The 12,349-nt window shown below is 62.8% G+C and carries 16 protein-coding genes; 11 read left to right on the forward strand and 5 right to left on the reverse strand.

The features are described 5' to 3' along the window. Nucleotide 1 precedes the first annotated feature (1 nt). Both ACXYMO_RS09120 and ACXYMO_RS09125 read right to left on the reverse strand, forming a co-directional pair. Nucleotides 2–436: an NUDIX hydrolase gene (locus tag ACXYMO_RS09120; RefSeq protein WP_458878383.1), complete on the reverse strand. Its 435-nt coding sequence runs from the start codon at nucleotides 434–436 to the stop codon at nucleotides 2–4. A 6-nt stretch (nucleotides 437–442) separates the two neighbouring features. After that, a complete protein-coding gene (locus tag ACXYMO_RS09125) occupies nucleotides 443–1,258 on the reverse strand; it encodes a protein-disulfide reductase DsbD domain-containing protein (protein ID WP_458878384.1) in 816 nt (271 codons plus the stop codon). Nucleotides 1,259–1,414: 156 nt separating this feature from the next. Between ACXYMO_RS09125 and ACXYMO_RS09130 the strand changes: the two genes are divergently transcribed. After that, nucleotides 1,415–1,969, forward strand: a complete 555-nt coding sequence (locus ACXYMO_RS09130; protein ID WP_458879070.1) for a YqgE/AlgH family protein — start codon at nucleotides 1,415–1,417, stop codon at nucleotides 1,967–1,969. A gap of 3 nt (nucleotides 1,970–1,972) precedes the next feature. Here the strand turns inward: ACXYMO_RS09130 and ACXYMO_RS09135 are convergent, their stop codons facing one another. Then, nucleotides 1,973–2,920, reverse strand: a complete 948-nt coding sequence (locus ACXYMO_RS09135; protein ID WP_458878385.1) for an L-threonylcarbamoyladenylate synthase — start codon at nucleotides 2,918–2,920, stop codon at nucleotides 1,973–1,975. Nucleotides 2,921–3,054: 134 nt separating this feature from the next. Between ACXYMO_RS09135 and ACXYMO_RS09140 the strand changes: the two genes are divergently transcribed. The 5 genes from ACXYMO_RS09140 (at nucleotide 3,055) to ACXYMO_RS09160 (ending at nucleotide 7,170) form a co-directional block, all read left to right on the forward strand. Beyond that, complete coding sequence (locus ACXYMO_RS09140) at nucleotides 3,055–4,767, forward strand: acyl-CoA dehydrogenase (RefSeq protein WP_458878386.1); 1,713 nt, start codon at nucleotides 3,055–3,057, stop codon at nucleotides 4,765–4,767. Further along, entirely contained in the window at nucleotides 4,751–5,818 is a 1,068-nt protein-coding gene (locus ACXYMO_RS09145; RefSeq protein ID WP_458878387.1) for an MBL fold metallo-hydrolase, read from the forward strand. Before ACXYMO_RS09140 ends, ACXYMO_RS09145 begins: the two co-directional genes overlap by 17 nt. 4 nt (nucleotides 5,819–5,822) lie before the next feature. Continuing rightward, nucleotides 5,823–6,275 carry a DUF6173 family protein gene (locus ACXYMO_RS09150; protein WP_458878388.1) on the forward strand — a complete coding sequence of 151 codons (453 nt, stop codon included), beginning with the start codon at nucleotides 5,823–5,825 and terminating at the stop codon, nucleotides 6,273–6,275. A 134-nt stretch (nucleotides 6,276–6,409) separates the two neighbouring features. After that, entirely contained in the window at nucleotides 6,410–6,544 is a 135-nt protein-coding gene (locus ACXYMO_RS09155; RefSeq protein WP_458878389.1) for an aa3-type cytochrome c oxidase subunit IV, read from the forward strand. A 17-nt stretch (nucleotides 6,545–6,561) separates the two neighbouring features. Then, on the forward strand, nucleotides 6,562–7,170 hold the full coding sequence (locus ACXYMO_RS09160; protein ID WP_458878390.1) for a hypothetical protein: 609 nt from the start codon (nucleotides 6,562–6,564) through the stop codon (nucleotides 7,168–7,170). Here the strand turns inward: ACXYMO_RS09160 and ACXYMO_RS09165 are convergent. Continuing rightward, on the reverse strand, nucleotides 7,159–7,497 hold the full coding sequence (locus ACXYMO_RS09165; RefSeq protein WP_458878391.1) for an AzlD domain-containing protein: 339 nt from the start codon (nucleotides 7,495–7,497) through the stop codon (nucleotides 7,159–7,161). The two genes, ACXYMO_RS09160 and ACXYMO_RS09165, sit on opposite strands and share 12 nt — an antisense overlap. Further along, nucleotides 7,494–8,210 (reverse strand): AzlC family ABC transporter permease, encoded by a 717-nt coding sequence (locus tag ACXYMO_RS09170; RefSeq protein WP_458878392.1) that lies wholly within the window; start codon nucleotides 8,208–8,210, stop codon nucleotides 7,494–7,496. The genes ACXYMO_RS09165 and ACXYMO_RS09170 overlap by 4 nt, the downstream gene beginning before the upstream one ends. A 16-nt stretch (nucleotides 8,211–8,226) precedes the next feature. On the opposite strand from ACXYMO_RS09170, the gene ACXYMO_RS09175 reads away from it, so the two are divergent. From ACXYMO_RS09175 to ACXYMO_RS09195, 5 genes are read left to right on the forward strand one after another with little or no spacing between them, the layout of a single operon-like run. Continuing rightward, nucleotides 8,227–9,150: a formate dehydrogenase accessory sulfurtransferase FdhD gene (locus tag ACXYMO_RS09175; RefSeq protein ID WP_458878393.1), complete on the forward strand. Its 924-nt coding sequence runs from the start codon at nucleotides 8,227–8,229 to the stop codon at nucleotides 9,148–9,150. Beyond that, on the forward strand, nucleotides 9,147–9,782 hold the full coding sequence (gene mobA, locus ACXYMO_RS09180; protein WP_458878394.1) for a molybdenum cofactor guanylyltransferase MobA: 636 nt from the start codon (nucleotides 9,147–9,149) through the stop codon (nucleotides 9,780–9,782). The genes ACXYMO_RS09175 and mobA overlap by 4 nt, the downstream gene beginning before the upstream one ends. Beyond that, a complete protein-coding gene (mobB, locus tag ACXYMO_RS09185) occupies nucleotides 9,779–10,270 on the forward strand; it encodes a molybdopterin-guanine dinucleotide biosynthesis protein B (protein ID WP_458878395.1) in 492 nt (163 codons plus the stop codon). The genes mobA and mobB overlap by 4 nt, the downstream gene beginning before the upstream one ends. Beyond that, nucleotides 10,267–11,094, forward strand: a complete 828-nt coding sequence (locus tag ACXYMO_RS09190; RefSeq protein WP_458878396.1) for a molybdopterin guanine dinucleotide synthesis — start codon at nucleotides 10,267–10,269, stop codon at nucleotides 11,092–11,094. Before mobB ends, ACXYMO_RS09190 begins: the two co-directional genes overlap by 4 nt. Then, a complete protein-coding gene (locus tag ACXYMO_RS09195) occupies nucleotides 11,091–12,344 on the forward strand; it encodes a molybdopterin-binding protein (RefSeq protein WP_458878397.1) in 1,254 nt (417 codons plus the stop codon). Before ACXYMO_RS09190 ends, ACXYMO_RS09195 begins: the two co-directional genes overlap by 4 nt. Nucleotides 12,345–12,349 lie beyond the last annotated feature (5 nt).

Below are 12,349 nucleotides of genomic sequence, written 5' to 3' on the forward strand. Positions count from 1 at the left end.
GTCAGCCCGCGTCAGGCCCCACCTGCCGAAGGGCCAGTTCCATCACGTCGATGACACGCGCGCTCATCGGCAGGGTGCCGTCGCGCACCAGATCGCAGGGCATCCACCGGGCATCTGCCACATCGTCCGCCGCCTGCGGTGTGCCGCTGACATAATCGCACAGGACAGCCGCTAGCAGGTAATGCACCTGTGCCGTGCCATCCGGGTCATGCCGCAGCACATCGATATTGGTCAGATAGCTGCGCGGGGTGGCCAGGACACCTGTTTCCTCGTGCAGTTCGCGCACGGCGGCGGCAAGGGCGGTTTCCCCCCATTCCACATGGCCGCCGGGAAAGCCCCACAGCCCGGCATCGGGCTCTTTACCGCGCTGGGCCAGCAATACGCGATTATCGTGGATCAGGACGGCAATGGCGCCCAGTAAAGGAGTGCGGGACATGTCAGATCAGTCGGGCGTGCACCCCAGAATGTCAACTGCGTGGTTCTTGCCCAACACGGTGATGCGCACGGCCGAGCGATCCAGTGCATAGGCCTTGCCCTCGATATGAACCAGATCGCTGGTGGCGGTCAGAACATTGCCGCGGCGCGATGTACTGGGGGGCGAGGCCCAAAGCTTGGGATTGCCCGGTTCGATGATCGTAACCTCGGCGCCGCCCGTGGAGGGCATGGTGATATTCGCCGTCAGGCGCATGCCGTTCTTCACTGGCTCGACCCGGCAGGTCGTGCGGCTTACCTTCGCCTCATCCTCGGAATAGGGGCGCTGGGCGATGGCCGCGACGATGGTAGGGTTGCGCGGGGCATCGCTGCTGAGCGCCTGATCAAAGTTCAGCGTTGCGGGGACGCACACATCCTTGCAGACGCCAAACTGGATCTCTCCGCGCAGATGCACGGCGCGGTCCCTGTTCCTGGGTGTGATCTCGATCGGCAGAACCAGCTGTTGCTTGTACCCGATCGTTTGCACCCCGTCCTGATCGAACACATGGGGCGTCGGCCAGGTGATCGAGGTTGCGCCCACGTTGCGCGACCCGCGATAGGTCAGTTCCGGTGGGATACCGGCGTCACCAGGTGCGCGCCAATAGGTCTTCCATCCGTCCGACAGGGTAAGCCGCAGGGCCGCCTGATAGGTACCCTTTGCGGTCACGCCCCCTTCGAGAACGTCGATCTTCACGATATCCTCCAGCCCGAACTGCGCCTGTGCGGCGGGCGGGGAAAAGATCAGCGGGCTGCAAAGGGCCAGAAGGGCAAGGATCGTTTGTCTCATGTCCCCTAGATGCGCATTCCGCGCTGAAATGCCAAGTCACATTGCGGTCAACGCAGGTTTCAAGGCGTGATGTGCTGATCTGTCCCTTGCACGCGGGCAGGTGGGGGGGCATTCTTCTGAGGACGCCACATGGCAACGAGGGCTGACCCTATCATGATGGATTTGACCGGAAAATTACTGATCGCAATGCCTGGAATGGGGGATCCGCGATTTGAACATTCGGTTGTCTTTCTCTGCAGCCATAGCGATCAGGGCGCGATGGGCCTGATCGTCAATAAACCTGCGGCGGACGTTATGTTGTCGGACCTTCTTGAACAGCTGAACATCAAACCCGAAACGCCGATGGGTGACCGGCAGGTCCATTTTGGCGGCCCGGTCGAGGGCGCGCGCGGGTTTGTGCTGCATACGCCTGACTACGATTCAAAACTTCACTCGATGGTGGTCTCGGACCAGTTCAGCATGACCGCCACGCTGGATATTCTGGAAGACATGGCAAATGGCGCCGGGCCGGAAAAGGCGCTGATGATGCTGGGTTATGCCGGGTGGGGTCCAGGGCAGCTTGAGGCCGAGATCGCCCAAAACGGATGGCTGACGACCGAACCGGACATCGCGCTGATCTATGATATGGACAACGCTGACAAATGGGGCGCGGCATTGCGCTCTCTCGGGGTGGATCCGTTGACATTGTCCGCCAGTGCGGGCCGCGCCTGAAGATCAGTCCCGCGGCGCGGCGGCGCGGCGCAGCCGGTCATTGATGGCGCGGCCAAGGCCGTGATCCGGGATCGGCGCCACGGCAATGGGGCGCTTGAGATCATCCAGCTGGTGCAAATGGTGAAAAAGGTTGGCCGCCGCTTCGCTCAGGTCGCCGGAGACCGACAGGTTCAGATCACAGTCCATTGGGCCAAACCCCAGCAACAGTTCGCCTGGTTTGGCCCTTTCGGCATTCAGGCGCAGCGCCGCCTCGGGTGCGTAATGCGACAGCATCTGCCCCGGTGCGGTCAGGGTGGCATTGGTTTGGCGAACCTCCAGAGACCGGCCCAGAACGGCCTCGATCTCTTCGCTTGCCAATCCGCCGGGGCGCAACAGGGTGGGCGTACCGTCCAGCCCGACAATGGTGGATTCCAACCCGACCGGGCAGGGACCGTCGTCGACGATGGCGGCCACGCGGTCGCCCAGACCGGCCAGCACATGGGCGGCGGTCGTCGGGCTGATCCGACCTGACCGATTGGCCGAAGGCGCGGCGATGGGGCCGTCGAAGGTGGACAATAGGGCCTGCGCGGCCCGGTGCGACGGGACGCGAACCGCCAGCGTGTCCAGTCCGGCGGTGACCAGGGACGCAATGCCGTGATCCTGCCGCAGGGGCAAAACCAGCGTCAGCGCCCCGGGCCAGAAGGCCTCGGCCAGCTGCTGGGCGGTGGCGCTCCATTGCACATAGCGCTGCGCTGTTTCGGCGTCGGGCACATGAACGATCAGCGGGTTGAAGGTGGGCCGGTCCTTTGCCGCGAAAATACTGGAAACCGCCAGATCATTGCGCGCATCTGCGCCCAGCCCGTAAACCGTCTCGGTCGGAAAGGCGACCAGTTCCCCGGCGCGCAGCAAGGCTGCGGCCTGCTCCAGATCGGCAGGATCCGTCGATAGGATAAGTGGCGGTCGTGGTGACATGGCTGTGACGCGGCGTTTTGGTTGCGTGATTGATGCGGCTGGTCTGGAATAAGGGCGAGTGATGTCCCATAACTGCGACGCGCGTGTTTTCCAAGTCCGCGCGCCGCCATCGATACAGAATTTAGAGGTTTACCATGACTTACCGCGCTCCGGTCCCGGATTATGAATTCATGCTGCGCCACATCGTCGGCTTTGACCGTGTCGCCGAAACCGAGCGTTTTGCCGAAGCCAGCAGCGATGTCGTCAGCGCGATCCTGACCGAAGCCGGTAAAATGTGCGAAGAGGTGATGGCCCCTCTTCAGCGCAACGGTGATCTGCACCCGGCGTACTTGGAAAACGGCGTTTTGCGCACCTCTCCGGGGTTTGCCGACGGGTGGAAAGCCATTGCCGAAGGCGGCTGGATCGGGATGAGCGCCCCCGAGGAGCAGGGCGGCATGGGGCTTCCCATGACGGTGACGACCTCGGTCAACGAAATGATGTCGGCGGCCTGTCTATCGCTGCAACTGGCCCCGTTGATGAGCCAGGGACAGCTTGAGGCGCTGGACCACCACGCCAGTGAGGCGATCAAGGAACTTTACATGCCCAAGCTGATTTCCGGCGAATGGTCGGGCACCATGAACCTGACCGAACCGCAGGCCGGGTCGGACGTTGGCGCGCTCAGCTCCAAGGCGGAACCGAATGGCGACGGCACCTATGCCGTTTCCGGGCAAAAGATTTACATCAGCTGGGGCGACAACGATTTTGCTGAAAACGTCTGTCACCTGGTGTTGGCGCGCCTGCCCGACGGGGTGCCGGGCACCAAGGGGATCAGCCTGTTCCTGGTGCCCAAGTACATTCCGGATGAAAACGGCAACCCGGGTGTTGCCAATGATCTCAAGGTCGTGTCGCTGGAACACAAGATGGGGCTGCACGGTTCGCCCACTTGCGTCATGCAATATGACGGGGCCAAGGGCTGGCTGATCGGTGAGCCGCATGGCGGCATGGCCGCAATGTTCACCATGATGAACAACGCTCGTCTGGGCGTGGGCGGTCAGGGCGTCGGCGCCGGCGAGGGCGCGTATCAGCACGCGCTTGCCTATGCGACCGAGCGCAAGCAGGGCCGCACCGCCCCCGGCACCAGCGGCACCATCGCCGAACATGCCGACGTGCGCCGCATGTTGATGACCATGAAGGCGGACCTGTTCGCCGCGCGGGCCATTCTTTTGTCCTGTGCTGTTGCCATCGACATGCAGACCGCCACGGGCGATGCGGAATGGGCGGCACGGGCCGCTTTCCTGACCCCGATTGCCAAAACCTTTGGTACAGATGTCGGGATCGAAGTGGCACAAACCGGCGTGCAGGTGCATGGCGGCATGGGCTTTATCGAAGAAACCGGCGCGGCTCAGTATTATCGCGACGCTCGCGTGACCGCGATCTATGAAGGCACCAACGGCATTCAGGCGATGGACCTTGTCGCCCGCAAGATGATGGACGGGGGCGAAGCCGCCGCCGCCCTGCTGGACGAGATCGAAGCCCACGCCGAAGCCGCGCGCGGCAAGCTGCCCGAACTGGCCGAACCGGTCTGGCAAGCCACCGAAAGCCTGCGCGAGTCGACCGAATGGCTGACCGCGCAAAGCGACATGAACGACCGTTTCGCAGGGGCCGTGCCCTATCTGCGCGCCTTTGCGCGGGTTTTGGGCGGACATTTCCATCTGATGGCGGCGATGGCGGAACCGGGCACAGCGCGTGAGGCGCTGGCGCGGTTCTACATCACCCGCCTGCTGCCGGAACACGCGGGTCTGCTGGCCCATGCGCAAAAAGGCAGTGACGGCCTCTACGCCCTCAGCCTTGATGAGCTGGCGGCCTGATCCTGTGGATGGTAACCGTCCCCCCGCGCTGAGATACCCATGGGAAACGCCCCCGGAACCGGGGCAGACCATCGAGGTCGCCCCGGGTGTCTTGTGGATCCGCATGCCGCTTCCGATGAAGCTGGACCATGTGAACCTTTATGCGCTGGATGACGGGGACGGCTGGACCGTGATCGACACCGGGTTCGGATCAAACCTGACCCGGCGCCTGTGGGGCGACGTCATGGCAGGCCCGATGGGTGGCAAGCCGGTGAACCGGGTGATCATGACTCATCATCACCCCGACCACATGGGCAACGTCGGCTGGTTCCAGAGTGAGCACGGTGCCGAGCTGCTTTCCACCCGTACCTCGTGGCTTTTTGCGCGGATGCTGTCGCTGGATACACAGCAACGCCCCCCGGCGGAAACCATCGAATTCTGGCGCAGCGCCGGCATGGACCCGGAGATCTTGGAGCAGCGAGAGAACGAAAAGCCCTTTAACTACAGCGATATCGTCACGCCGATGCCCCTGGGCTTTACCGGGCTGAAAGAGGGCGACACGATCACCATGGGCGGACGCACCTGGGACGTTTACCTTGGCAATGGCCACGCGCCCGACCACGCAACATTCTGGAGCAGGGATGACAATCTGGTCCTGTCGGGGGATCAGATCCTGCCGTCGATCAGCCCCAACATCGGCGTCTACGTCACCGAACCCGAGGCCGACCCGCTGGCGGGCTGGCTGGAGGCCTGCGAAAAGTTCGTGCCACATGCAAACCATGACCAACTGGTTCTGGGCGGGCATAAACTGCCCTTTACGGGCTTGCCGGTGCGGTTGCGTCAACTGATCGACAATCACCATGGCGCGCTCGAGAGACTGCTGAAATTCCTTGCCGAGCCCCACAGCGCCGCCGAATGTTTCGCCACCCTTTTCAAGCGGCGCATCGGTGCGGGCGAATACGGTCTGGCCTTGGTCGAAGCCGTGTCGCATGTGAATCATCTCTATCATCAGGGGCTTGTCACGCGGACCAAACGCCCCGACGGTGCGTGGGAATACCAGCGCAAGGGATAAGATCATGGACGACAAGATTGAAACCGCCGCCGAAGCAGTCGAAGCCGATGCCTTGCCCCGCGTACACGAAGTGCATTCCGACCCTCAGGCCGCGCCAGCGTTGGATTGCGTGCCCGATAAGCTGAATAAACCCGTGTCCGGCAAAAGCGCGGCGCAATGGGCGTATGAGCGGCTGATCATCTACATCCAGAACTTTGAAAAACAGCTGGACGGCGAACACGAGGTGGCGATGGGGTTCACCGGCGGTGACGCCGGTGTGCTCAGGATCGAAGGCATGGGATATTTCGATCCCGATATCGTCACCTTCTACGGCAGCGACGGTGCCGGTGCCAAAACCCAGCTGGTCCAGCATGTCAGCCAGCTGAACGTGATGTTGCGCGCCTTGCCCAAGCCGACCGAAGAGGGCCCCGCGATGCGGATCGGGTTCCGCCTTGCCGCCGGACTGGAAGACGGCTGACGCCGGAAGGTCAACGTCTTCGCGCGCAAATGTGAAACGCCTTGATCCCCTGCGCCCGATTGACGTGGTGACACGCGTTTGCGAATCCAGTATTCAGCAGGGAACAAGAAATCAGAACTATGGGATGATTAGAGATGGCTGACTACAAGCACGGCGAAATGGATATCACGACTCAGACCGAAACCTTTGACGGGTTCATGAACTTTGTAACGAAAACGACTATCGCGATCCTGGTTCTTGTCGTCCTGATGGCGATCTTTATCACCTGATACGGGAACGTTTGATCATGCGGCGACTGGCGATTGTTGGCGCCCTGCTCCTTGCAGTGGCAGGATGCGCGGAAAAACAACCGTTCGCCGATGATCAGACCATCGCGGCCGTTTCCTATCGCGATGGGGGCGGGGCTTCGCTGACGCTTTACACCATGGTCAACAATCGTACCGGCAAGGGCGGGCATTCCGCCCTTTTGATCAATGCCTCGCAACGGATCATTTTCGATCCCGCGGGGTCTTTTTATGCCGATGTCGTTCCGGAGCGGAACGATGTGCTGTTCGGCATCACCCCCGCTGTCGAAAAGGCCTATCGCAGCGCCCATGCGCGTTCGACCTTTCACGTGGTCAGGCAGACGATCAATGTTTCGGCGGAACAGGCTGATGTGGCCTATCGTCTGGCTCTGGCCAATGGCGCCGTGCCGGGGGCATTTTGCGCCAACGCAACGTCGAGCCTGTTGGCGCGTGTGCCCGGTTTCGAAAGCATCAAGACCACCTTCTATCCGACCAAGCTGCAATCACAGGTGGCACAGCTGCCCGGTGTCGTGACCGACAATTACTATGAAGGTGACAGTGCAGACCTGAAAGATGGTTTGGAACGGTCCAACGCGGCCCTAACCCAGTAAATACAGCAACGCGTACAGCGTTCCGGCCCCGCCCAGAATGGCGGCAATCACGTTTCGGGTCATCAGCCCGATCACGATGGTCACGGCCGCTGCCGCCATGCGCGAGGCATCGGGCGTGCCGTTCGTCGCGGCGGGCCAGATCACCAGCGGTGCCACCAGCGCGGGCAGGATGGCCACGGCGGTATAGCGCAGGTGGCGCAGGAACCAGTCGGGCATCGCGCGGTTCCCGACCAACCCGATGAACAGGAACCGCAGGGCAAAGCTGCCCACGGCCATGCCGATGATCACGATCCACAGCGTCTGGCGATCAAAAACCGGGTCCATCATGCCGTTCCCCTTCTGCGCGACAGGACCAGTTCGGCATGGGCCCCGGCCATCATGCCCGCAGCCCCTGCCACCAACAGGCCCAGGTTATAGGGGATTGCCGCCGCAAACAGTGCCACGATGATGGCCACAAGGGCCGCGATGACATGCGCAAGGGTGCGCAGCATCGGCGCGATCATGGCCAGAAAGGCGATGGGCAGGGCGAAATCCAGTGCCCAGCTTTCCGGAATGCGCGACCCCATCACCGCGCCCACGAACGAGGCCGTGTACCAAAGCGGCGCGATCAGGGCGTTGGTCCCAAAGAAATACGCCATCCGTTGCGGGACCGTCATATCGTGATCAGTTTCGAACTGAACCACCGACAGCGCATAGGATTGATCGACCGTGAAATAGGCGGCAAAGGCCCGCTGCCACAGCGGCGCCGCGCCCAGATAGGGCGTCAATGAGGCCGAATACATCGCCACGCGCAGGTTCACCGCAAGTGCCGAGGCCAGCACGATCAGCGTCGGGGTCTGTTCCTGCAAAAGCTGCAGCGCGGTGAACTGCGCGGCGCCCGCAAAAACGGTGAAGGTAAAGGTCATGATCTCGACCAGATCCAAGCCCGCTTCGGCCGCAAGCACACCGAACAACACGCCGAACGGACCGGCGACGAAGATGAAAGGCAGGCCATCGCGGCATCCCTTCCAGAAGTATGAATTGACGGTGGTGCGGGTCATGTGTTGCCCCTAGACTATGTTCAGCCGGACTATCTGCGAATGGGGAGGGTTGCAATTGGCCACGGTAAAAGACGCCACAGATTACATCATCGCGCCCGATCCGTCGGCGCCCCGACTGACCCGCGCGGTCGAAGGCGTGGACCAGAATGGCGAGGTGTCAAAAATCTCGGTGGTCGAAGAACGGCCATTGACCATTTTCCTGAACTCTCAGGAAATCGTCACTGCGATGACCATCGGCGATTACCCTGAATATCTGGCGCTGGGGTTTCTGCGCAATCAGGGCATGTTGCTGGGTGATGACGAGATCACCGGCGTCGATTACGACGATGATCTGGAAACCGTTGTCGTGCGCACCGCGCGCCAGACCAGTTACGAGGAAAAGCTGAAGAAAAAAACCCGCACATCCGGCTGTGCCGTGGGCACCGTGTTTGGTGACATGATGGAGGGGCTTGAGGACGTGCGCCTGCCGGCCGTTCCGGTGCGCACCAGCTGGCTTTATGCGCTGGCGTCCAAAATCAACCGCACCCCGTCGCTCTATCTTGAGGCGGGGGCGATCCATGGCACGGTTCTGTGCCGCCAAGACCGCCCGCTGGTCTATATGGAGGACGTGGGCCGCCACAACGCCGTGGACAAGATCGCCGGCTGGATGCTGCAACATGGCGAAGGGGCCGAGGATAAAATCCTCTATACCACCGGGCGGCTGACGTCCGAGATGGTCATCAAAACGGCGATGATGGGCATTCCCGTTCTGGCCTCGCGCTCGGGCTTTACCGCATGGGGCGTCGAGATCGCGCGCGAGGTCGGGTTGACCCTGATCGGCCGCATGCGCGGTCAGCGGTTTGTGTGTCTGGCGGGCGAGGAACGTCTGGTGCGGGATGTCGATCCGGCGAGTGTGCCGGTCGAGGAAGAAAAGCATCGTAGAAAGAGCGCGGCGGAATGAAACAACCCCTCGGCGTCATCCTTGCCGGTGGTCAGGCCACGCGCATGGGCGGGGGCGACAAGGGCCTGTTGGAGTTGGGCGGGCAGTCTCTGTTGTCGCGCGTAATTGATCGGCTGGAACCGCAGGTGGCCGATCTGGCGCTGAACGCCAATGGCGATGCAGAACGCTTTGCCGGCTATAAACTGCCCGTGATCCCCGACAGCATTGATGGCTATGCCGGTCCCCTTGCTGGTGTTCTGGCCGGGCTGGACTGGGCGGCCGGGCAGGGCGCCGATACAATCGTCACCGTGGCCGCAGACACACCGTTCTTTCCCTGCGATCTGGTGCCGCGTCTGTTGCTGGCGACCGAAGGCATGGAACACCCGCTCGCCCTTGCGGCCACGCCTCGCACGGCGGATGAGGTGACCAAATCCATGTCCCGCTCGGGGCTGATCCGCCACCCGACCTTTGGTCTGTGGCCCGTGGCCCTGCGCGATGATCTGCGCGCGGCCCTTGCCGATGGCTTGCGAAAGGTAGTCATCTGGACCGACAAACACGATGGCCGGCTTGCCGAATTCCCAAATGACGGGTTTGATCCGTTCTTTAACGTCAATACGCCAGATGACCTGGCCCATGCGGAGAGCTTGATTTGAAAATCTACGGAGTGGTGGGCTGGAAAAACGCCGGTAAAACCGGGCTGATGGAACGGCTTGTCACCGAAATCACCGGGCGGGGCATTACCGTTTCCACGGTGAAACACGCCCATCACACGTTCGATGTGGACCACGCAGGCAAAGACAGCCACCGCCACCGCGTTGCAGGCGCGACCGAGGTGTTGCTGGCCTCGCGCAACCGCTTTGCCCTGATGCACGAGTTGCGGGGCGAAGACGAGCCATCGCTGGAGGATCTGCTGCCGCGACTGGCCCCGGTCGATCTGGTGCTGATCGAGGGTTACAAACGCGATAAGCACCCCAAGGTCGAAGCGCACCGCGCCGAAACCGGCAATCCGCTGATCGCGCCCGAGGATGATTCCATCCGTGCCGTGGCGGCCGATGTGCCGCTTGATCTTGACCGCCAGGTGTTCGACCTGAACGATACGCGCGCGATTGCCGATTTCATTCTGTCCGAGGTTGGGTTGTGACATTCGACAGCTTCGTCATGGTGGACTGGTCCGGCGGCAATGACCGCGGCCCGACCCCCTGTGCCGATGCAATCTGGGCCTGCTCGGTGCGCGGCGGTGTTTCCGACACTCCCGTTTACCTGCGCAACCGGCAGCTGGCCGAAACATGGCTGTGCAATCTGATCGAAGCGGAACTTGCCGCTGGGCGGCGCCTGTGCCTGGGGTTCGATTTTCCCTTTGGCTACCCCGCCGGGTTTGCCGCCGCGCTGACCGGACGGGATGACCCGCTGATCCTGTGGGACTGGTTCACCGGCCGGATCGAAGACGCGCCCAAAGCCAACAACCGGTTTGATATCGCTGGCGAAATCAATCGCCAGTTTGGCGGGAAGGGCCCGTTCTGGGCCAATGCGTTGAAACGTGACATCGACGGCCTGCCCCGCACCAAGGCCGGGTATCACAACCCGTTCCCCGACCGTCGCGCGGTCGAGTTGCTGGCAAGGGGCAGTTTCACCTGCTGGCAGATGGCCGGGGCGGGGGCCGTGGGCAGCCAGGTCATGATGGGCCTGCCGGTGCTGACCCGCCTGAGGCAACGGTTTGCCGGTCAGGTCGCCGTCTGGCCGTATGAGCCACTGGATCGACCCGTTGCGCTGGTCGAAATATGGCCCTCGCTGACCGTGGGGGCGCCACCCGCCGACATGATCAAGGATGCCTGGCAGGTGCAGCAGGTTGCCCTTGGCCTGTCCCGTCTGTCCGCCAGTGCCTTGTCGGATCGTTTGAGGGTCAAAGCGCCGGAAGAAGGCTGGATCCTCGGCGTCCCGCAATCCGGACAAAGGGTCGCCGCATGATCAAGCCGCCCCCCCTGCGCAATGACTGTTTCGCTTTGCCCGCCGGTGTGAACTGGACACCGGTGGATGACGCGCTCGCGCTGCTGCGCGACCGGTTGTCGGCTGTCACCGGCGTGGACGAGGTTGCCTTGGATCAGGCGTTGGCTCGCGTTCTGGCACAGGATGTGATCGCGCAAAGGTCAAACCCGCCGCAACCCAACACCGCCGTTGACGGTTATGGCTTTGCCGGGGCCGTGCCCGAGGGCGACCATATCCTGCCCCTCATGGATGGGCGCGCGGCGGCCGGTGTGCCCTTTGACGGGACCGTGCCCGCTGGCAAGGCCCTGCGCGTTCTGACCGGCGCGGCCCTGCCGCCCGGAGTTGAAACCGTGATCCTTGAGGAGGACGTTACCGCGCAGGACGGGCAGATCGCCTTTCGCGGGCCGCTCAAGGTCGGGGCCAACACCCGCAAGGCGGGCGAAGACGTGGTCGGGGGGGCCACCGCCCTGAGGGCTGGTCGGGTGATCACCGCTGCCGATCTTGCGCTGTTGTCCGCCGTGGGGGTCAGCCGCGTGCCGGTGCGAGACCGGCTGAAGGTCGCGGTGATCTCGACCGGCGACGAACTGGTCGAACCGGGGGATCCTGCCGGTCTGGGACAGATTTACGATGCCAATCGCCCGATGCTGATCTCGATGCTGGACTCCTTTGGGTTCGAGGCGATCGACATGGGCCGCATCGCCGATGATCGCGAGGCGTTGCGCGCCTGTCTCGATGATGCGGCATCAAAAGCCGATGCAATCATCACCAGCGGCGGCGCCTCGGCGGGAGATGAGGATCACGTGAGCGCGCTGTTGCGCGCTGCAGGCGCGATGCAGGAGTGGCGAATCGCGGTCAAGCCGGGACGCCCGCTGGCCTTGGGCATGTGGCAGGGGGTTCCGGTGTTCGGCCTGCCGGGAAACCCGGTTGCGGCGATGGTGTGCACCCTCGTCTTTGCGCGCCCCGCCCTGACGCTTTTGGCCGGGGCCGGATGGGCGGACCCCCAGGGGTTCGACCTGCCTGCGGCCTTTGAAAAGCGTAAGAAACCCGGGCGGCGCGAATACCTGCGCGCCCGCATGCGCGACGGTCGGGCCGAGGTTTTCGCCTCCGAAGGATCCGGGCGGATCAGCGGGCTCAGCTGGGCCGAGGGACTGGTTGAAATCGAAGACGGCGAACGCCACATCCGGCCCGGCGACCTGGTGAAATTCATTCCCTACGGCAGCTTCGGTCTCTAGCCGAA

The sequence above is a fragment of the Arenibacterium sp. CAU 1754 genome, assembly GCF_054482635.1.

Coding starts and splice junctions, on each gene's coding strand:
- ACXYMO_RS09120 (WP_458878383.1), bottom strand. CDS start 436: ATGTCCCGCACTCCTTTACTGGGCGCCATTGCCGTCCTGATCCACGAT.
- ACXYMO_RS09125 (WP_458878384.1), bottom strand. CDS start 1,258: ATGAGACAAACGATCCTTGCCCTTCTGGCCCTTTGCAGCCCGCTGATC.
- ACXYMO_RS09130 (WP_458879070.1), top strand. CDS start 1,415: ATGGATTTGACCGGAAAATTACTGATCGCAATGCCTGGAATGGGGGAT.
- ACXYMO_RS09135 (WP_458878385.1), bottom strand. CDS start 2,920: ATGTCACCACGACCGCCACTTATCCTATCGACGGATCCTGCCGATCTG.
- ACXYMO_RS09140 (WP_458878386.1), top strand. CDS start 3,055: ATGACTTACCGCGCTCCGGTCCCGGATTATGAATTCATGCTGCGCCAC.
- ACXYMO_RS09145 (WP_458878387.1), top strand. CDS start 4,751: ATGAGCTGGCGGCCTGATCCTGTGGATGGTAACCGTCCCCCCGCGCTG.
- ACXYMO_RS09150 (WP_458878388.1), top strand. CDS start 5,823: ATGGACGACAAGATTGAAACCGCCGCCGAAGCAGTCGAAGCCGATGCC.
- ACXYMO_RS09155 (WP_458878389.1), top strand. CDS start 6,410: ATGGCTGACTACAAGCACGGCGAAATGGATATCACGACTCAGACCGAA.
- ACXYMO_RS09160 (WP_458878390.1), top strand. CDS start 6,562: ATGCGGCGACTGGCGATTGTTGGCGCCCTGCTCCTTGCAGTGGCAGGA.
- ACXYMO_RS09165 (WP_458878391.1), bottom strand. CDS start 7,497: ATGATGGACCCGGTTTTTGATCGCCAGACGCTGTGGATCGTGATCATC.
- ACXYMO_RS09170 (WP_458878392.1), bottom strand. CDS start 8,210: ATGACCCGCACCACCGTCAATTCATACTTCTGGAAGGGATGCCGCGAT.
- ACXYMO_RS09175 (WP_458878393.1), top strand. CDS start 8,227: ATGTTCAGCCGGACTATCTGCGAATGGGGAGGGTTGCAATTGGCCACG.
- mobA (WP_458878394.1), top strand. CDS start 9,147: ATGAAACAACCCCTCGGCGTCATCCTTGCCGGTGGTCAGGCCACGCGC.
- ACXYMO_RS09195 (WP_458878397.1), top strand. CDS start 11,091: ATGATCAAGCCGCCCCCCCTGCGCAATGACTGTTTCGCTTTGCCCGCC.